Genomic DNA, 18,595 nt, shown 5'->3' on the forward strand with positions numbered 1-18,595 from the left:
CGGCGAGTTGTCGCATGGGTTGCCGGTGGCCAGAATTGCCGACGGTGCCGCATAGTCGGTCCCGGCGCGCTGGTGTCGCTGGCGTCTCATGGAAGTAGCTTCGGCCCGGTTGGGAGCATGAACCCGGAAAAACCTTCCGGGGCCAACCCGGAAGAACTTTCCGGGTTGCTGGCGCAGCTGCGCGGGAGGGTGGGGACATGCGAGGAATCAGCGAGAACCTGACCATCGGAGAACGCGTCGCGTGGTACCGGCGCCGTCGCGGCATGTCGCAAGAGGCACTTGCCGGGCTGGTTGGCCGCACGAGCGACTGGCTGGGCAAGGCGGAGAACAACCGGATCGAGCTGGACCGCCTGTCCGTGATCCGCAGCCTCGCGGACGCGCTGGACGTCGCGCTAGGGGACCTCATCGGTGAGTCGACCTTGCTGGACTGGACGCCGGACAGTGGCACGGCGACTGTGCCAGCGCTTCGGGCCGCGCTCATGGACTACCGCCAGCTCACGCCGATTCTGAGCGCTCCGACGTCGGACGCAGAACCGCCGGCAATCGACGAGCTTGCCCGTGAGCTGCGCTCCGTGTTCGACGCTTACCAGGGCTCGCGCTTCGGGTATGCCGCTGGCCGGGCACCGCTTCTGCTCGCCGACGCGCTGCTCGCTGCGCGCCAGTACGAGGGGGATGACCGCCTCCGGGCGCACGAGCTGCTGGCCTTGAGCTACCAGGCCGCGGCGTCGGTCCTGACGAAGATCGGCGAGGCTGACCTCGCGTGGATGGCGGCTGAGCGCGGCTTGGCGGCGGCCCAGCAGTCGGAGAACTACGCAATTACCGGATCGCTATTCCGGTCGGTGGCTTTCGCGCTTTTGTCGACCGGTCGCCATGAACCGGCTATGTCTCTCACGGAATCTGCCGCCGCGTATTTGCAGCCGCACCTGAACGGCGGGGACGCCGACGTGATTTCGTCGTACGGAACCCTGCTTTTGGCAGGGTCAATGGCGGCTGCGCGCGCTGAGGACAGGGCGACGACGCGCGGCTACCTGGCTGAGGCTGACGAGGCGGCCCAACGTCTTGGTGTTGACGGAAATCACCTCTGGACGGCATTTGGGCCAACGAATGTCGCAATTCACCGCGTGAATACGGCAATGGAACTCGGGGACGTACAGATAGCGCTCGACATTGGCCCGGAGCTGGACACCGCAGCGCTGCCGGTCGAACGGCGAGTACGGCACATGCTGGACGTTGCCCGCGCTTTCCACGTCTCGGGGCGTCACGACGCGGCTGTTGCTACGGTGCTGAACGCTGAGCGGATGGCGCCGGACCAGGTCCGGCATCACTACCTGAGCAGGCAGCTGGTCATCACGTGGGTCCGCAACACCCACGGGAAGCCCGGCTTCGAGTTGCACCAGCTCGCCAGGCGGATGCACGTCGTAGGCTGACCCTGTGACGGACGACCCAACGGACAAGTTCGCAACGCCCCGGATTGCTGCCGGGGCGTTGTTCGTAGACGGAAACCGCGTTCTGCTGGTCCGGAAGACGTACGGGAACCGCTGGGACATCCCCGGCGGCTACGTCGACCGAGAGGAGTCGCCGGCGGCAGCCTGCGCGCGCGAGGTGCGAGAGGAGATCGGCCTGGTCCGGTCGGCCCGGCGGCTGCTGGTGCACGACTGGGCGCCCAACGGCTCGGAGGGCGACAAGATCCTGTACGTCTTCGGGTGCGGTGAGCTCGGGGCTGACGAGGGCGCCATCGTCCTCGACGGCGTCGAACTCGACCACTGGGAGTGGGTCCAGGTCGACAAGCTGGCCGACTACCTGATCCCGCGCCTCGCCCGCCGGCTGAACCACGCGTACCAGGCCCACGTGACAGGCGCGACTCTCTACCTTGAGCACGGCGAGCCAGTGCTGGCGGAGGGGTAGAGCTGCTCGGTTGCTGGCCCCGCGGCAGGGGGTCTCAGATGGGGTCTCAGTTCGCGCCCGTTCGGCGGGGCCGCTGGTGTTGCACAGGTCCCGTCGACCTGCGGAAATGTACCCGTCCGGACCGCTTCGGACAGGTAGGCTCGGAACTCGAAATCGTGTGACGGGTAAAACCGTCCGTGGGTTCAAATCCCACCGCCACCGCTCGCGAGTGAGCGAGCCATGTCGACGGAAAGCGTCGACGTGGCTCGCTCGCCGTGTTTCTGGGGGTGCAACCCCCAGGCCCCGCCCGGAGGGCTTCGCCCCCGGACCCCCGGATGGTGGTCACTTTGGGGTGGAACCCCCGGGCCCCGCCCCCGGACCCGGGTGGTGGTCACTTTGGCGGGGATGCGCGGCGGGGGTTTGGCGGGAGGCGTTGACGTGGCTCGCTCGTCGTGTTTCTGGGGGTGCAACCCGCCCGGACCCCCAGGTGGTGGTCACTTTGGCGGGGGCGCGCGGCGGGGGTTCGATCGTTTTGGGGCTATTCCGGCAGATTCTCGCTTCTGCGACGGTCGAATGTGGTGTTGCGCTCCGCCCGGCGCCGGGCCTGCGGATGGATACGCTGGGGCGCATGACCGGAGAGCACCCGAAGCCGAGCGGAAGCGGCTCCTGCGCTGAGGTCTGTACATGCGTGGTGCGCGAGAACAAGCCGCAGGGCGGCTGGGCTGAACCAGGTCCGGCAACAAGGTCCGTACGCGCCTGTTGACGGTGTGCCGCCGACGTGGAACCGGACACGTGCGCGCCCTGCCGAAGGACAGCGCGCGTACAAGAAGGTCACCCCGCCCACGCGGAAACCGTTCTGGCCACACAACAACCGCGGGCCGGGACAGTCAGCCCGGAAGGACCGGGGTAGTGAACGGGTCCAGGTACGACGTCGCCTCGGTAATCGTCGCCACGCCCCTGGACACCCCCTCGGTGATGGCTGTACAGGCGGTACGGACGACGTACGCAGCTTCAGCGGTGTGCTCGCCGGCCAGGATGCCGTCGGTGGCGGGGGCGGCGGTTTGCGCGGTCCGGACCACCTGTGCCGCGGCCTGCCGGGCGAGGCGGTCCAGCAAGTCGGCCAGGTCGAGGCCGACCGCGGCGGTGCGGGCGGCGACTTCCGCAGCCTGGCGGTAATGCACGTCGAGTTCATCAGCGCGGGCGCGGAAGTGCGCGGCAGGCTCGCCGCCCCAGCGGCGTTCCGCGAGATGGGCGCCACGCTCGAATTCCAAGCGGGCGGTGACCAGAACGTCGCGTCCGGTCGACAGGGTGCAGGCGGAATCGCGGATCGCCTGCGGGGAGCAGTCGATCTGGCGCAGGGCCGCGACCGGGTCGGGGGCGCCGACCCGAGCGGCGGCGGCACGCAGCGGGGACAGCGCTGCGGCGGCGGCATCGAGGTCTGGGTGGAGAAACAGCATGGCGTCAGCCGGGCAGCGTGGCCGGGCGTGCACGACCGTACGCGGCCATCCGGAGTTCGCCTGCCAGGTCCGACGTCGCGTCGCCGAGTACGCGGGCGTCCACGTCGCGGGCGGCGAGCGCGGCTTCCCAGCGGGCGGCGATTTCCCGCGCCGGGGACGAGATGCCCCACGGGGTCGGCTCCAGCCGGCCCTGTGCGAACCGCCCGGCGGCGCGGTCCGCGTCCGCGGCTGCCCGGTCCAGCGCGTCCGCGGCGTTCCGCAGTCGCTCACTGGTGGAACCTGACATGAACCCTCCGCACTCCCGGAACTCGCGTGTAGGGATCTAACCCCATCGGCGGTGTTTCGTCACTCGGCCGGGCGTGGGACAAATTCCACAAAGTGGTCGTGCTTGACCGGTTGACCGACCACGGCGACCCTCGCAGCAAGCCGCGCTTGTTCGCCGCCGCCGGGGTGTGGGCGCGTTCTTCCGCTCAACCAAGCCGAACTCACTGGCAGGAGAGACTGTTGTCGATCGAACTGCCGGCCCGTCCGCGGTCGGCGAGCACCCCGTCCGACGGCATCCTGGAAGGCCCCCGGGTGCTGCGTCGGCTGCCCGAGGGGGTGCCGGAACGGCCGTATGAGTTGTTCGCACTGCGTCCCCTCGGCCGGGTGATCGGCGCGGAAATCGCCGGGGTCGACCTCGGCGAGTCACTGACCCCGCGGCTGCGCGCGGAGCTGAACCGGGCGTTGCTGGAATGGAAGGTGCTGTTCTTCCGGGAACAGCGGATCAGCCCGCAGCAGCAGCGCGCGTTCGCCCGGAACTGGGGTGCGCTGGAGACGAACCCGTTCATCCCGCAGGGCGATTCGGCCGACGTGGTCCGGTTTTCGCGCAGCGCGGCGATGCCCGGATTCGAGAACATCTGGCACACCGACGTCACCTGGCGGCCGGAACCCGCGCTGGGCTCGGTGCTGCGGCTGATCGAGGTCCCGCCCGCCGGCGGCGACACGATGTGGGCGGACATGGCCGCGGCCTACGACAATCTGCCCCGGCACGTCCGCGAACGGATCGACGGCGCCACCGCCGTGCATGACTTCGTCCCCGGGTTCGCCCGGTTCACCGACCCGGACCTGCTGGCCCGCTGGCAGGACCAGTTCCCGCCGGTCGAGCACCCGGTGGTGCGCACGCATCCGGAGACCGGGCGGCGCACGCTGTTCGTGAACCAGGCGTTCACCACGCATCTGACGGGCTTCGACCCACAGGAGAGCGACCGGCTGCTGCGGTACCTGTTCCTGCAGGCGCACACCCCGGAGTTCCAGGTCCGGTTCCGCTGGACCCGTGATTCCGTCGCGTTCTGGGACAACCGCGCCACCCAGCACTACGCGGTGAACGACTATCACCCACACGCCCGGATCGCGGAACGCGTCGCGATCGTCGGCGACCGGCCGTACTGAGCACCTTGCCCGCGTCGGCTGAGGCTGGAGGACGCGGACTCGCCTGAGGTGACGGAGTGTGCGGGGGCGCGGGCTTGCCCGGGGCGAGAGGGGCGTTCGCGGTTTCCGAGTGGGGTAGGTCGTGGGCGCGCCGTTCACCGGTTGCGGCGAGTGCGGTTGTCGGTGCGGTGGGCAACGGAGGGTAAGCGCCGTTCGGCACTGTCCGGAGCGAGGGCGCCGTTCACGGTTCCGTGTGGGCGAAACCGGGCGTCGAGCGCTGGAGCGGGATGCCGTTCGCTGGTTGCGAGGAGGAGTGCAGCTGCCGGTTCGGGAGGAGACGGGCTCGTGGGAGCCGTTCGGCAGTGTCCGGAGCGAAAGGGCTGTTCATCACCCCGTGTGGGCGAGTCCAGGACATCGAGCACCCGAGCGCAAGCGTCGCTCACCGGTTGCGAGAAGCGCCTCCCGACGCGATGGGCACCGATGGGCAACAGACCGTGAACCCTCGCATCGCTCCGGGCGAGGCCCAGCTACCATCCGCCGAACCGCGAAGCCACCGGGGTAACCGCTCGTGAGCGGCGAGCCCGCGGACGCCGGCCACCTCCCCGTGGCGTCGCACCGCCGTCTCGCCGCTCACGAGACTTCCCCGGGGCGAATCCGTAGTGCCCCGCGCGTGGGTGGTGCGGCACCGCTCCCACGCCCGCGGCATCCCCCGGACTGCATCGCGAAATCCGCACTTCGGCTCCGATCGACCCCCACCTGATCGGGCCGCCTCCCCCGTGCTTCGCGGTGCGGAGCGCCCGGGGTGGCTCGAAAGTGGTCTGAGCCACTTCGGTCGCTCTCCGGTAAGGTACTCCGGCTGTCTGCTCCTGTAGATAGGGCTTGATGTGCATTTAAGGCAGATCGGCCGTCCGGGTGACAGGCAGGCGGGCCGCGGACGGCTGCTCCGCGCCGAGCCCTTCGACTGCGCCGATTCCGTCGCCGATCGTGATCCGGGTGCCCCTGCGGGCGGACAGCGTGCCGAGCCGGTGCAGCGCGGCCGAGGCCTCGTCGCCGGTCAGCGGCGAGCACTCGTTGTGCTCGTCGCGGCGGATCGGGATGAGTTCGAGCCGCGGACGTTCGTCGAGAGCGAAACCGGCGAGCAGGCCGTCGAGGTGCCTGCCGCGCATCGCCGGCCAGTCGAACACGAGGTTGCCCAAGCCGTAGAGGATCGGCCGGCCGCGGTACACCTCGACCGCCTGGACGGTGTGCGATCCGTGGCCAGCTATCAGGTCGGCGCCCGCGTCGATGATCGCGTGCGCGTAGCTGACCTGGTACTCGGCCAGGTGGTCGCCGGGCAACCCCCAGTGCATCGACACGATGACGTGGTCGGCGGTGGTCCGCGCGCGGCGTACGTCGCTGACGAGGCGCGTCAGATCCTCCGGCACCGGTGTGGTTCGGACGATTGGTGGGCGGCCGGGGATGTCGAGTACGCGGGGGTCGGGCTGGTACGCGGTGTACGCGCCGGCTGCGGCGACGCCGGGCGAGTTCTCCAGTGCTTCCTGGCCTACCGGCCAGCACAACGACGTGTACGCGAGGAACGCGATGCGTTGTCCGAACCGTTCGACTACGGCGGGCGCGTGTGCCTCGGCGAAGTTCGCTCCCGCGCCACAGTGCGCGATACCCGCGCGGTCCAGCACGGCCAGGCTCGCCAATGCGGCGCGTGGCGGATAGGTGACGTCATTCGCCACCGAAACCACGTCGATTCCGGCCGCAGTCAGCGCAGTGATCATTTCCGGGGGAGAATGCCGCCAGTTCGGCTTGTGCGGAATATCCACCCCCGAAGATCCGGAAAGCGGGCCTTCGAGGTTCACAAACCGCAGGTCGGCGTCGTTCAACAGCGAGGAAAGCGGGGTGAGGGCGGTTTCCGGCTCGGTTCTGCCCTGCAGATTCACGTCGCCGCCGAGCACGACTGTGATCATCGAGTCAACCTCCAATAGGGGGGAAATAAGTCGAGCTTGTTACGAATTGTTGCCCTTTCGTCTTCCTGCCCTTCGCTTGTCCGCGGGACGATGCCTCGACTGTTCGCGCCCAGAGGGGACTCACGGTGACCATATCCCGTCGTCGTACCGGGAGAATTACTCCCAGCCGAAGAGCACTGACCAGCGCCGCCGCGCTGACCACCGCGGTGGTGGCCGGCGGCCTCGTCGCTCCCGCCGCGTTCGCCGCACCCAGCGCCGACGCGGTCATCGCCGAGGTTTACGGCGGTGGCGGCAATGCCGGTGCCACGCTGACGAACGACTTCGTCGAACTCGCGAACCGTGGGAGCGCACCGTTCGCGCTCGACGGCTTCAGCGTGCAGTACCTGCCCGGCTCGGCCAGTGCGTCGAGCACTTGGCAGGTCACGAAACTCGGCGGCGCGGTCGCGGCAGGCAGCCGCTACCTCGTCGCCGAGGCGAAGGGCAGCGGCGGGACCGTCGCACTGCCGACCCCCGACGCGACCGGGACCATCGCGATGTCCGCGACCACCGGCACCGTCGCCCTCGTCTCCGGAACCGATGCCCTCACCTGCAAGACCGCTGCCGACTGTGCGGCAGATCCGCGGGTCAAGGATCTGGCCGGTTTCGGTGGTGCGGTAGTCCGCGAAGGCGCTTCCGCCGCCGCACCGTCGAACACCACGTCGATCGCGCGCGCCGCTTCGCTGGCCGACACCGACGACAATGGTGCCGATTTCACCGTCGGTGACCCGACGCCCACGAACTCGAAGGGCGAAACGACCGGCACAGGGCCGGAGGAACCGCCGACGGCCGCGAAGATCCACGACATCCAAGGCACCACACGGATTTCCCAGTTCAAGGACGAGAAGGTCGGCGACGTCACTGGTGTCGTGACCGCGGTGCGCACCTTCGGTTCGTCGCGTGGTTTCTGGTTCACCGACCCGAAGCCGGACAGCGATCCGCGTACCAGCGAGGGTTTGTTCGTGTTCACCGGCTCCACCACGCCGTCGGTCGCGGTCGGTGACGCCGTTACCGCGCAGGGCACGGTGAAGGAGTACTACCCGGACGCGCCGTCGACCTCGAACTACCAGTCGCTCACCGAGCTTTCCAGTGCACAGTGGACGGTCGAATCGCACGACAACCCGCTGCCGTCGCCCACCGTGATCACCGCGGACCAGGTGCCGGACGTGCTCGCGCCGAACGCCGGCGGCAACATCGAATCGCTGCAGCTGGAGCCGTCGAAGTACGCGCTGGACTTCTGGGAGTCGCACGAGAGCGAGATCGTCAGCGTCACGGACGCGCGGGTGGTCGGCCCGAGCAACTCCTACAACGAGTTGTACGTGACCACGAAGCCGAAGCAGAACCCGAGTTCGCGCGGCGGCACCGTGTACCTCGGCTACGACAAGATCAACACCGGTGTGCTGAAGGTGCAGTCGCTGATTCCGTTCGACCAGCAGCCGTTCCCGAAGGTCAACACCGGCGACGTCCTCACCGGCACCACCTCCGGCCCGGTGGAGTACAGCAGTTTCGGCGGCCACACGCTGCTCGCTTCGCAGCTCGGTGCGGCGAAGGACAACCACCTGCAGAAGGAGACCACGCGCCGACAGCGGCCGGGTGAGCTCGCCGTGGCGACCTACAACGTGGAGAACCTGTCCCCGGCCGATTCGGACACCAAGTACGCGCAGCTCGCGCAGGGCATTGTGGACAGTCTGGCCGCCCCGGACATCGTTACCCTGGAAGAGATACAGGACAACACCGGGCCGGCGAACGACGGCGTGGTCGCCGCGGACGTCACTCTGCGGAAGTTCACCGAGGCGATCGCCGCCGCGGGCGGGCCGCGTTACCAGTGGCGGGAAATCGACCCGGTGAACGACCAGGACGGCGGCCAGCCCGGCGGGAACATCCGGGTGTGCTTCCTGTTCAACCCGTCCCGAGTGTCCTTCGTGGACCGTCCGGGCGGCGGCCCGACCACCGCGGCCGGTGTGCGGACCGTCCACGGCAAGGCGCACCTGACCCAGTCGCCCGGCCGGGTCGACCCGGGCAACGAGGCGTGGACCGACAGCCGCAAGCCGCTGGCCGGTGAGTTCGTCTTCCGCGGCCGCACCGTGTTCGTGCTCGCCAACCACTTCAACTCCAAGGGCGGCGACCAGCCGACGCACGGCCGTTACCAGCCGCCGACGCGTAGTTCCGAAGTGCAGCGGCTGAAGCAGGCGACTGTTGTGCAGGGCTTCATCAAGCAGCTGCTCACGGCCGACCCGCGGGCCAACGTCGTGGTCGCGGGCGACCTGAACGACTACCAGTTCTCGCCCGCGCTGGCGAAGCTGACGGCTGGCGGGACGCTCAAGGACCTGATCGCCACGTTGCCGCCCGCCGAGCGGTACAGCTACGTGTTCGAGGGTCAATCGCAGGTGCTGGACCACATCCTGACCTCCGCGGCGCCGCGCGGCGTGGACTACGACGTGGTGCACATCAACGCGGAGTTCGCCGATCAGGCCAGCGACCACGATCCGCAGGTGGTGCGGTTCCGGCCGTCGAACGGAAACCCGTTCGCGGACCAGGCCAACGACTTCGCGGACGCCCTGGACCAGATGGCCGGACGGGTCGCGCCACGTAGCTGATCCGCGGGTGCGCCGAGTTCCGAAGCTGTGAAGGGCACCTTCACGGACTCAGAGTCCGTGAAGGTGCCCTTCACAGATCTTCAGCGCTTCGCGCGCCAGCCGAGCGCCAGCACCGCCTGCACGAGTTCCTGATAGCTCGGCTTCACTTCCTCCAGGTATCGATCCAGGTACTGCGGCCGAGCCGTCGTCACCGGCTGCGGATCGTCGAGAGATTCGATGAAGTTGAGCCGGGTGACGTTGTGCAGCGCCATTTTCCACCAGCGCGCGGCACGCTCACGGGCCTTCTCCTCGCGATCGACGGCCTCGGCGACCGCGGTGTGCGCATCGGCCAGCCGGCGTTCGATCTCGTCCGCGCGGGCCAGCTCCCAGGCGCGCAGGTTCTCCGCCGAACCGCGGGCGAGCCCGACGATCTCCTTGTACCGCATGGCCGGGCTGACGTTTTCCTCGCTCATGCTGGTCCTCCTGCCGGCAGCTCGGCGTCCGGGCGCTGGAACGGGATGATGACCTCCGGTGCCCCGTGCGTGGTGCGGTCGAAGAACAACGCCCGCCCGGGGCGGGGCGACCAGTGCACGACCTGGCCCGCGGCGAACGGCGTCAGCTCGTTGCCCTGCACGTCGAGCGCGGCCCAGGTGCCGATGTCGTCGGTGCCGTTGAAACCGAGCGTGTCCTTGAGCCGGGCGATGCTGCGCCACCAGCCGATGGTGTGCACGCCGTGGCCGGGCCCGTTCTTCAACAGCGTGCGAAGGTGGTCGAGCGCGCTCTTCGGCTGCCCGATCTCCTTTGCCTCCAACGAAGGCAGCGCGGCGTCCACCCCGTAGAGCAGCAGGATCCGGGTCGGCCCCTCGCCGAGTGACTCGGCCATCGCGGTCAGTTCCGCGGGCAGGTTCTCCGACAGCGTGGCCCGGTGCCCCTCGTTGACGAGCCGGTCCTTGAGGTCCAGTACCGCCGGGGCACACGCTTCGATCGGGCAGCTGAACAGGAATTCCACTTCGTCCACGGCGAACTGGCGGGCCAGCGAGCGAGCCGACGAGTCCATAATGGATAGTGCCTCGGCGGTCGCGCCGCCGAGGACCGCGACGTTGCGCCCCGGCGCGCGGGGCAGATCGACCCCGCACGCGGCCTCGGTGACGTCGATGGACTGACCGAGCAGTGCCTTCGGCCGCGAGCCCGGCTTCAGTTCGGTGTAGGCCGGGAACTGTTCCAGCACCGGCGAATGCGCGCCGTCGAACAGCCGCGGCCGGGTGAACCGTCCGGAGTAGAGCTCCCACAGCTTGTGCTGCAGGTCCACGAACACGTTGCGGCTACTGGCATCGGGCACGTGGACGAGCTGATTACCGTGGGAGATGCCGGAATCGTGGTTGATCACCGCATGCCACTTCGGCGCCGATACCGCGGCGTTGTTCGTCTCCGAGAGCACCCGGCGCGCCTTCGGCATGGCGATCCGCAGGGTGCACTGCTCGAACACGGCAGGCTTGCCCCAGAACGCCTCGATGCCCGCGACGTCCTGGCTCGCCAGCACCAGGTGGATACCCTGCGAACGACCTCGCCGCGCGATGTCCTCCAGCAGCTGGGTGGCCTGCGCGGTGACCTGGTCGCGGCCGGCGAACAGGTACTGGAACTCGTCGACCACCGCGACGATCCGCGGCCAGTGCCCGCCCGGATCCTGCTCGCGCAGGTCCGCCAGGTTGGTGACCTCGTGCTCCTTCGCCGCGGTCGACCGGCGGCGCAGCTCGTCGGCGAGGAATCGCAGCAGCGCCAGCCCGAATTCGCGGTCGGTGTTCACGTTGACCCCGACCAGCTTCGCGTGCGGCAGCCAGCTGGCGTCCTTGCGGCCGGGGGCGAGGCCGGCGAAGGACACGCCCTCCTTGAAGTCGAGCAGGTACAGCGCCAGCTCGTCCGGTGTGTACCGGGCGGCGAGGCTGCCCAGCAGCGCGTAGAGGAAATTCGTCTTGCCCGAACCACTCGGCCCGCCGATCAGCGCGTGCGGACTGGCGTCGCCGATCACCACCTCGACGGCCTCGCCCTCGTAGAACCCGACCGGCGCCCGCAGCTCCCGCGCGGAACTGTCCTTGCCCAGCTCGGCCGGCAGCAGGTCGGCGAACGAACGTGGCCCGCCCTGCTTGGCGATCAGCGCCTCGGCGATCCGGCCCGCGGCGCGGATCACCTGGCCCGAAGGCAGCGGCGGATCGAGGTCGACCGCCAGGTCCGTGCCGGTCATGCTGCTGATCGCGCGCCGTTCGTCGAGCAGGCTGAGCGTCTCCACGGACGCGCTCACCGTGGTCGGCACGTCCACCAGGATCAGGCAGATCCCGGCCGCCAGCGCGCCGCTGGCCACCCGCTTGAGATCACGCGCTCGCTCCGGCTCCAGGGTTTCGCCGTTGCCGTAGAGCACGGCGATCCGGTACGGCTCCAGCCGCTGCCCGGTGGCCTTGCGCAGCTCGCGCAGCGACGTGTGCCCGGCCTGCATACCGGTGGCGTGGATGCGCCGGATGTGCCCGGCCAGCTCGTCGAGCAGATCCTCCAGCCGGGTCGGGTCGTACAGCGACAGCGCGCTGGTGCGGCTGAGCGGGTACAGGTCGGGCAGGATCGCGGTCAGCTGCCCGACGTCCCACAGGTGGATCTTCACCGCGCCGGGTTCGAACGTGGACAGCACGCGCATCAGCAGCGACTGCACGATCCCGTCGATCACCGGGCGGGTCTTCGGCGCGGAGGTGATGGCCAGATGCGATTCGTCCAGCAGCGGGAGCGCGACGTCGAAGGTGCGGGAGGTGTCGCGCCCGGCCGTGGTCGCCGAGCCGACCCGCCACAACGCGGGCGCGCTGATCCCCCGGTTGTGACCCACCCGGCCGAGCCAGTCGCCCGGCGGCCGGCCCGCCGGACCGGGGGCGTGCGTGGTGACCAGCTCGCGCAGCGTGCCGGGACCGGCGCTCCAGTCGGTGTAGAACGCGCCGCGCACCCCGCCGAGCGAGGCGAACACCTCGTGCGCGGCGGGGTGGCGGGCCCATTCCGTCTGCTGTTGTGCGTCGGCCTGGTTCATGCCGATGCGTACGATCTCCTGCTCCAGCGTCAGCCGGGCCACCTCGGTCTCCGCGGCTTCGCGGGCGCCGGCGGCGGCACCGAGCACCAGTCCGATCTGGTGCCGGACCCGATCGAGCGCGGTCTGCACGCGGTTGCGCTGTTCGGCTGCCTTACTGGTCATCGGCGTTGCTCGTTCCTACAGACGGGACCGGTAACCGCCCACCAGATCGTCGGCGGCGGCCAGTCGGGTGAGCACGTGATCGAGTCCCTCGTCGGCCTGCGCCAGTTGCACCGGCAGCCATGGATCGGCCTTGGCCTGCGCGTCGACGAGCGCGCGCCGGGCGTCGACGAGCAGGGCCCGCGCCTGTTCGGCGTGCGCCCGCCCGTCGCCGAGGCCCGCCAGCGCGGCGGTGAGCAACTGGTGGATTTCGGCGAGTCCCGGCATCGGGTTACAGCCGCGCCGAATAGGAGTCGGCGGACGAGATCCCGGCCTGGATGGTGCTCTGCATGCCGGTGATCCCTTGCAGCGCTTCGGCGAGCAGGCCGTGCGCCTGGTTGACTTCGTGCTGGCTGCTGCCCTGTGTTGCCTGGTTGAGCGACAGCTGGGCCTCTTCGAGAGCCTGCGCCGCCTGCTGGAGGGCGGCTATGCTCGCGGACGCCTTTTCGTTCGCGAGCGCGATACCAGCGCGGATCTCTTCCACTCCGGCCATGGGGGCGGTACTCCTCCGGTGCGTTGTGGGCTGGGAACGACCACCGACAAACTTAGCGTGATCAGGTGTCTTCGGTAAGTAAGTGAGAACGGGAGAATCGACGAGGCCCCGGACGCGGTCGGGGAGTCCGGGGCCTCACAGGCGGCCGCGCACCGGACCCCCTGCCCGCGTCCCAGCCTGGTGACCTGCGGGTTCTCGGGGGCACGCGCGCTGCGTCGCGGCCAGGTCAAACCGGTATTCGGGACACCGAGAAACCTCTCCGAACGGGTACGAACGAGTCTGCGGCGAAGCCTAGCGGGTACGGCCGTTCGGCTGACCCGAGCCCCTGCCGCTGGGGCCGGGTGCCCGGCCGCGCAGTGCCGGGGCGGTTGTCGCGGCCCGGCGGGGATCTCGTTGCGGGCACGGGGGTTCTGGCTGGTCCGGTGCGTGCGGCCCGGGGGTGGCCGACCGGGCGGGGACTGTCCGTTGTGGACTCACGGTGAGTGCACGGGCTTCGCGGTCAGTGCCTCGGCCGGGTGATTTTCGCGGCGCGGCCGGCGAGGGTGTTCGCCTCGCCGATGGTGCGCACGGTCGCCGGGTGGCTGACGGCGGCGGCCATGCTCGCGGTCTTGTTCGGGAGGGCTGCACGGGCCCGCAGGCCGGGCAGCTTTCTGCTGATCAGCGGCAGCTTGTCCATGACGCTGAACACCAGATGGTCTGTGCCGCCCCGGATACCTGAATGGTCACCCGGTAGGTTCAGGTAAGTCAGCCAAGACCTGAGTCTGATCGACGAGGGTGGCCCGGAGCTTTTGCTCGTGCACGAGGTCTCGCGTACCGGAACGTCCGGCCACAGCCGCGCCAGAACGGCGATGAGCGTTCGGCGCGTCACCGTGCGAACCCCCCCACCCTGAGCGCCCGCGTTCGTCACATCGGACGTGGCCTGCTCGTCCGACGCCTCGGCGATCCCCAGCGCTTTCTCCAGGCGTTTCACCAGCTCATCGGCATACGCGTACATCTGCTTGGTCCGCTCCGCGCGCGACGAACGTGCCTTTCGGCTCGCCCTGGTTGACCAGGAGCTTGTTGTATGGCCAGCTTGTCGAACAGGCCGATCATCTTGGTCTGCAAATCGGCGAGCCGTCGCGCGCACAGGGAGTGTTGGCGGTAGCGGCGGCGCGGCCGGCATCGGCTGCAGGCTTTGCTTCATCGCATCGAACCCGTGCCGAGATCAGTGAGGCTCTGGCTATTGCCGGTGTAGGGCCGTGGTCGCGTCGGCGAACGGCTTGATCCGTGCCAACCCCGTGCTCAACTGCTGCACCCACGCGCCGGCCTGATCGTGGTCACTCGCCATGCTGGTGGCCTGCTGAGCACCCTGATGCCAGCTCTGCGCGCCCTGGCTGGCCAGGATCTTCGCCACCAGCTCCGGAGCCGGGACCGCATTGTCCCCGAGGTCGCCGTGATAGAGGTCGCCGAACCAGTGCCCCACATCGCCGGCCCGGTCCCTGGCGTCTTCCAGCGCCCGCCGACGGCTTTCGCCGCGTCGCCGAGCACATCGAAGAACGACATCACGCACCCGCCTTACGCTTCAGGTTCGTGACCACCATGTCCGCCACCCGCGCCGACAACTCACACGGATCAGCCCCACCAGCCCTCTTCGCATCGCTGGGAGTCAGCGACACATCGAATGACAGATCATCTGCGACGCCTACGCTCACCCCGCAGAAACCGGTCTGAGTGCCCGCGTTGAACGTCGAAGCCGCGACAGCGGGAAACGCTTGAATGGGCGGCAGCTCTCGCCACACCTTGGACTGCGGTTTCGTGTTCTGGTACACCCCGCTTAGCCCCTGGTGGGTCTGCGTCGTATAGCCGACCGATAGGCCGGCGCCAGAGTCGATGTTGGCCCACCTGCACTCCGGACCGATTCCGGGGAGCGTGTCCGGTTTGCCCTGCGGGGCCGTGCCGAAGATCTGTGTGAGCTGGTCCGAGGCGAGCGCTTCCTGGCAGGGTTGCCCGGACAATACCGACGCGGGGAGCGGATGCTCAACTTTTGGCGCCCCGCTGTGCGGCAATGTCGCGGCAGCGGCCGACGATGACGCTGACACCGGCGCGGAGCTGGCCGGAGCAGCATTCGGGTCGCCGGAACATCCTGCGGCCGACACTACCGCAGCCACGCCCAGAACGGCCGTGAGCGTTCGGCGCGTCATCACGCGAACCCCCCGTTCCGGCTCGGCCGCGTTCACGTCGCTCGATGCCTGCCCGTCCGACGCCTCGGTGATCCCCAACGCCTTTTCCAGCCGATTCACCAGCTCATCGGCATAGGCGAACTCCTCGTCGACCTGCTCTTTGCCCGTGACGAACGTGCCCTTCGGCTCACCCTGATTGACCAGCAGCTTGGTGTAACCGTTACTGCCAGGCTCGTCCGCCGGAGACGTGATCTGAGTCAGCCGGTGCGCTTTGGGCCGCATCAAGTCGAAGTGTTCGCGGACGGTTTTGGCCAGCTTGAGCATCGACAACGCGTCGTCACGGCTCATCGTGAACCCCGGACCACCCGGCGAACCACCCCCACCTGATGCACCGCCACCCACCGCGGCACCTCCCGCGCCGAAAGCGTCGTTGATAGTGAACGCCAGCCCGTCAAGCCACCCCGGCCCCTGCGCAGATTGAGACACTGCCCCTACCCCTCCCGATGATCTACGCCCACCCAGCGGACAGTTGGTCCAGTCCATACGCACTTGCCGACCAGCACCGTAGCGGACCAGTCACACAGAGGTGGCAGTCTCACCGGAAAAGGACGACCGTCACTCGGGAGACGGGGCCCGGGGCATCAGCGCGACCTGGCGTGGCCTCGTACTCGACCCACGCACGAGAATTGTCCGGACCGCCAGGCGCCAGCATCTCGTCATACGCTAGCCCCTGCGCAGCCAGCACATCAGCCGCCTGCCCCATCGTCCGCCGCAGCCACACCGCGCATATCGGCCGGGCGCGGCTCCCCATGCTCAGCCAGCTTGTCGAACAGGCCGATCATCTTGGTCTGCAAATCGGCGGTCCGTCGCGCCCACAGCGCATGCTGACGGTAGTAGCCGCCGTACTCCAGCTCCGCACCATCGCCGGCACCACTCCATCCATCCACGCTAACGCTCCGAGCGCGGCGGCCAGGAAGCCCTCGTCGACGAGGTTCAGCGTGCCGTCGTTGAGCGGAGCCGTGAACACCACGATCTGATGGCCACCGATCAGGCCCGGAAGCTCGGCCACACTGTGGACCCTTCGACGCGGCTTGCTTGCCGCCAGCGTCGACCGTGCCCCGAACGCTTCGAACAGCTCCGCTGCGGCGTTGCCGATGGCTCCGCGCGGATGACCAGGCTCTTCCCGTGATGGGTGGCCGCGTCGAACCGGCTGCGGGGTTGCGCGTGGTTGTCTCGGAAGCGAACCAAGATCGGCCATCGCCGGTGTTGGGCGGGGACCGCGGAGATGATCCGCTCGGACACGGGTGCGGCGTGCTCGCCCCGGGCCACCTGCCAGAGTGACCCCCGCAGGAGCCGCGGCATCCGGCCCGGTGTCGCTCGGTCCGGCGGCACGAATATCTCGTGTGGCTCGCCGCCGGTCGTCAAGCTGTGCGACGGCTTGCCGTGGACCGGGATCAACTGAGACTAAGAATGCGACCAAGACGGGAACCGCCGGTCGGCTCGAAGCCAAGCCGACCGGCGGTTCCGCTGATTAACGCTGCGGAGAATACAGGATTCGAATCTGCGAGGGCGTGAACCCAATACGCTTTCCAAGTCTGCTCACGGGTGTTCACCGGGGTCTCGGGTTGTGCAGGCGCAGGTCAGCGTGTTGTGCGCCGGTCCGGGAATGCCTGTGGACGGGGGTGAATGAGACTAGGACTGAGACAAGGGCGGCGGGGACGCTAACGTGGAGGAATGGACGGACCGAGCGATGGCGGCGACGGCGCGGAGCCGAGTAGCGGAGACTACTACCGTCGGCACGCGTTGAGCGCGCGCCGGATCGCCGAGGTACAGCCCGATTTCATCCGCTTGCTCGACAAGTTGGCCGAGTACGGGGAACTTCCCCCGGCTGGTCTGCGCGAAGGGGCGGTGTGGTTGCACCAGACGATGGGGCAGGCGGCTGATGTGCTGGCTGCGCAGGGGCTGGCGTATGACGAGATGCTGGCGGCTGGTGGTCCGGATGATTCCCGGGCGTGGGTCGAATACGAGGCGATGACGCGCCGGCATGCGGAGTTGATGCCGAGGGAGCGGCCTCACGAGTGACGGTGGTCCTTTTCCGGTGAAACTGCCGCCCCTGTGTGGCTGGTCCGCTACGGTATTCGTCGGCAAGCGGATACATGCGGGACAAATTGCCCGTTGGGTGGGCGTAGATCATCGGGAGGGGTAGGGGCAGTGTCTCAATCTGCGCAGGGGCCGGGGTGGCTTGACGGGCTGGCGTTCACTATCAACGACGCTTTCGGCGCGGGAGGTGCCGCGGTGTGTGGCGGTGCATCAGGTGGGGGTGGTTCGCCGGGTGGTCCGGGGTTCACGATGAGCCGTGACGACGCGTTGTCGATGCTCAAGCTGGCCAAAACCGTCCGCGAACACTTCGACTTGATGCGGCCCAAAGCGCACCGGCTGACTCAGATCACGTCTCCGGCGGACGAGCCTGGCAGTAACGGTTACACCAAGCTGCTGGTCAATCAGGGTGAGCCGAAGGGCACGTTCGTCACGGGCAAAGAGCAGGTCGACGAGGAGTTCGCCTATGCCGATGAGCTGGTGAATCGGCTGGAAAAGGCGTTGGGGATCACCGAGGCGTCGGACGGGCAGGCATCGAGCGACGTGAACGCGGCCGAGCCGGAACGGGGGGTTCGCGTGATGACGCGCCGAACGCTCACGGCCGTTCTGGGCGTGGCTGCGGTAGTGTCGGCCGCAGGATGTTCCGGCGACCCGAATGCTGCTCCGGCCAGCTCCGCGCCGGTGTCAGCGTCATCGTCGGCCGCTGCCGCGACATTGCCGCACAGCGGGGCGCCAAAAGTTGAGCATCCGCTCCCCGCGTCGGTATTGTCCGGGCAACCCTGCCAGGAAGCGCTCGCCTCGGACCAGCTCACACAGATCTTCGGCACGGCCCCGCAGGGCAAACCGGACACGCTCCCCGGAATCGGTCCGGAGTGCAGGTGGGCCAACATCGACTCTGGCGCCGGCCTATCGGTCGGCTATACGACGCAGACCCACCAGGGGCTAAGCGGGGTGTACCAGAACACGAAACCGCAGTCCAAGGTGTGGCGAGAGCTGCCGCCCATTCAAGCGTTTCCCGCTGTCGCGGCTTCGACGTTCAACGCGGGCACTCAGACCGGTTTCTGCGGGGTGAGCGTAGGCGTCGCAGATGATCTGTCATTCGATGTGTCGCTGACTCCCAGCGATGCGAAGAGGGCTGGTGGGGCTGATCCGTGTGAGTTGTCGGCGCGGGTGGCGGACATGGTGGTCACGAACCTGAAGCGTAAGGCGGGTGCGTGATGTCGTTCTTCGATGTGCTCGGCGACGCGGCGAAAGCCGTCGGCGAGGCGC

Annotated in this window: 17 protein-coding genes; 6 read left to right on the forward strand and 11 right to left on the reverse strand. The window is 68.6% G+C overall.

Annotated features, from left to right (window positions below):
* The first annotated feature begins 197 nt into the window (after positions 1–197).
* The gene (locus ATK36_RS18620; RefSeq protein ID WP_211291900.1) at positions 198–1,427 is read left to right on the forward strand and encodes a helix-turn-helix domain-containing protein; all 1,230 of its coding nucleotides are present in this window, start codon (positions 198–200) and stop codon (positions 1,425–1,427) included.
* A 4-nt stretch (positions 1,428–1,431) separates the two neighbouring features.
* Entirely contained in the window at positions 1,432–1,905 is a 474-nt protein-coding gene (locus tag ATK36_RS18625; protein ID WP_098512714.1) for an NUDIX domain-containing protein, read from the forward strand.
* 866 nt (positions 1,906–2,771) lie between these two features.
* Here the strand turns inward: ATK36_RS18625 and ATK36_RS18630 are convergent.
* Both ATK36_RS18630 and ATK36_RS18635 read right to left on the reverse strand, forming a co-directional pair.
* Positions 2,772–3,341, reverse strand: coding sequence for a hypothetical protein (locus ATK36_RS18630; protein WP_098514991.1), 570 nt, complete (start codon positions 3,339–3,341; stop codon positions 2,772–2,774).
* A 4-nt stretch (positions 3,342–3,345) separates the two neighbouring features.
* The gene (locus tag ATK36_RS18635; RefSeq protein ID WP_098512715.1) at positions 3,346–3,627 is read right to left on the reverse strand and encodes a hypothetical protein; all 282 of its coding nucleotides are present in this window, start codon (positions 3,625–3,627) and stop codon (positions 3,346–3,348) included.
* A 218-nt stretch (positions 3,628–3,845) separates the two neighbouring features.
* On the opposite strand from ATK36_RS18635, the gene ATK36_RS18640 reads away from it, so the two are divergent.
* The gene (locus ATK36_RS18640) at positions 3,846–4,772 is read left to right on the forward strand and encodes a TauD/TfdA dioxygenase family protein (RefSeq protein WP_098512716.1); all 927 of its coding nucleotides are present in this window, start codon (positions 3,846–3,848) and stop codon (positions 4,770–4,772) included.
* 869 nt (positions 4,773–5,641) lie between these two features.
* Here the strand turns inward: ATK36_RS18640 and ATK36_RS18645 are convergent.
* A complete protein-coding gene (locus ATK36_RS18645) occupies positions 5,642–6,709 on the reverse strand; it encodes a CapA family protein (protein ID WP_098512717.1) in 1,068 nt (355 codons plus the stop codon).
* A gap of 125 nt (positions 6,710–6,834) precedes the next feature.
* Here ATK36_RS18645 and ATK36_RS18650 point away from each other — a divergent pair, with 125 nt between their 5' ends.
* The gene (locus ATK36_RS18650) at positions 6,835–9,342 is read left to right on the forward strand and encodes an endonuclease/exonuclease/phosphatase family protein (protein ID WP_342752036.1); all 2,508 of its coding nucleotides are present in this window, start codon (positions 6,835–6,837) and stop codon (positions 9,340–9,342) included.
* An 80-nt stretch (positions 9,343–9,422) separates the two neighbouring features.
* Here the strand turns inward: ATK36_RS18650 and ATK36_RS18655 are convergent, their stop codons facing one another.
* From ATK36_RS18655 to ATK36_RS18690, 8 genes are all read right to left on the reverse strand, one after another.
* Entirely contained in the window at positions 9,423–9,794 is a 372-nt protein-coding gene (locus ATK36_RS18655; protein ID WP_098512718.1) for a hypothetical protein, read from the reverse strand.
* A complete protein-coding gene (locus tag ATK36_RS18660; RefSeq protein ID WP_098512719.1) occupies positions 9,791–12,541 on the reverse strand; it encodes an FtsK/SpoIIIE domain-containing protein in 2,751 nt (916 codons plus the stop codon). The genes ATK36_RS18655 and ATK36_RS18660 overlap by 4 nt, the downstream gene beginning before the upstream one ends.
* Positions 12,542–12,556: 15 nt before the next feature.
* Positions 12,557–12,805: a hypothetical protein gene (locus tag ATK36_RS18665; RefSeq protein ID WP_098512720.1), complete on the reverse strand. Its 249-nt coding sequence runs from the start codon at positions 12,803–12,805 to the stop codon at positions 12,557–12,559.
* A 4-nt stretch (positions 12,806–12,809) separates the two neighbouring features.
* Complete coding sequence (locus ATK36_RS18670) at positions 12,810–13,070, reverse strand: hypothetical protein (protein WP_098512721.1); 261 nt, start codon at positions 13,068–13,070, stop codon at positions 12,810–12,812.
* A 499-nt stretch (positions 13,071–13,569) separates the two neighbouring features.
* Positions 13,570–14,253, reverse strand: a complete 684-nt coding sequence (locus ATK36_RS18675) for a hypothetical protein (RefSeq protein ID WP_141544483.1) — start codon at positions 14,251–14,253, stop codon at positions 13,570–13,572.
* Positions 14,254–14,289: 36 nt separating this feature from the next.
* Positions 14,290–14,619, reverse strand: a complete 330-nt coding sequence (locus ATK36_RS18680) for a hypothetical protein (protein ID WP_141544484.1) — start codon at positions 14,617–14,619, stop codon at positions 14,290–14,292.
* Positions 14,612–15,577, reverse strand: coding sequence for a DUF3558 domain-containing protein (locus tag ATK36_RS18685; RefSeq protein ID WP_245914885.1), 966 nt, complete (start codon positions 15,575–15,577; stop codon positions 14,612–14,614). The genes ATK36_RS18680 and ATK36_RS18685 overlap by 8 nt, the downstream gene beginning before the upstream one ends.
* 398 nt (positions 15,578–15,975) lie before the next feature.
* Entirely contained in the window at positions 15,976–16,176 is a 201-nt protein-coding gene (locus ATK36_RS18690) for a hypothetical protein (protein ID WP_098512724.1), read from the reverse strand.
* 787 nt (positions 16,177–16,963) lie between these two features.
* On the opposite strand from ATK36_RS18690, the gene ATK36_RS18695 reads away from it, so the two are divergent.
* Both ATK36_RS18695 and ATK36_RS18700 read left to right on the forward strand, forming a co-directional pair.
* A complete protein-coding gene (locus tag ATK36_RS18695) occupies positions 16,964–17,311 on the forward strand; it encodes a hypothetical protein (RefSeq protein WP_098512725.1) in 348 nt (115 codons plus the stop codon).
* Between the two features lie 267 nt (positions 17,312–17,578).
* A complete protein-coding gene (locus ATK36_RS18700) occupies positions 17,579–18,544 on the forward strand; it encodes a DUF3558 domain-containing protein (protein WP_245914885.1) in 966 nt (321 codons plus the stop codon).
* The last annotated feature ends 51 nt before the right edge of the window (positions 18,545–18,595 follow it).

The organism is Amycolatopsis sulphurea (genome assembly GCF_002564045.1).
Lineage (GTDB): Bacteria > Actinomycetota > Actinomycetes > Mycobacteriales > Pseudonocardiaceae > Amycolatopsis > Amycolatopsis sulphurea.

Excerpts from the sequence above, each read along its gene's own strand:
- ATK36_RS18670 (WP_098512721.1), bottom strand. The coding sequence starts at position 13,070 with ATGGCCGGAGTGGAAGAGATCCGCGCTGGTATCGCGCTCGCGAACGAA.
- ATK36_RS18695 (WP_098512725.1), top strand. The coding sequence starts at position 16,964 with ATGGACGGACCGAGCGATGGCGGCGACGGCGCGGAGCCGAGTAGCGGA.
- ATK36_RS18660 (WP_098512719.1), bottom strand. The coding sequence starts at position 12,541 with ATGACCAGTAAGGCAGCCGAACAGCGCAACCGCGTGCAGACCGCGCTC.
- ATK36_RS18620 (WP_211291900.1), top strand. The coding sequence starts at position 198 with ATGCGAGGAATCAGCGAGAACCTGACCATCGGAGAACGCGTCGCGTGG.
- ATK36_RS18675 (WP_141544483.1), bottom strand. The coding sequence starts at position 14,253 with ATGAAGCAAAGCCTGCAGCCGATGCCGGCCGCGCCGCCGCTACCGCCA.
- ATK36_RS18635 (WP_098512715.1), bottom strand. The coding sequence starts at position 3,627 with ATGTCAGGTTCCACCAGTGAGCGACTGCGGAACGCCGCGGACGCGCTG.
- ATK36_RS18700 (WP_245914885.1), top strand. The coding sequence starts at position 17,579 with ATGAGCCGTGACGACGCGTTGTCGATGCTCAAGCTGGCCAAAACCGTC.
- ATK36_RS18665 (WP_098512720.1), bottom strand. The coding sequence starts at position 12,805 with ATGCCGGGACTCGCCGAAATCCACCAGTTGCTCACCGCCGCGCTGGCG.
- ATK36_RS18630 (WP_098514991.1), bottom strand. The coding sequence starts at position 3,341 with ATGCTGTTTCTCCACCCAGACCTCGATGCCGCCGCCGCAGCGCTGTCC.
- ATK36_RS18645 (WP_098512717.1), bottom strand. The coding sequence starts at position 6,709 with ATGATCACAGTCGTGCTCGGCGGCGACGTGAATCTGCAGGGCAGAACC.
- ATK36_RS18685 (WP_245914885.1), bottom strand. The coding sequence starts at position 15,577 with ATGAGCCGTGACGACGCGTTGTCGATGCTCAAGCTGGCCAAAACCGTC.
- ATK36_RS18655 (WP_098512718.1), bottom strand. The coding sequence starts at position 9,794 with ATGAGCGAGGAAAACGTCAGCCCGGCCATGCGGTACAAGGAGATCGTC.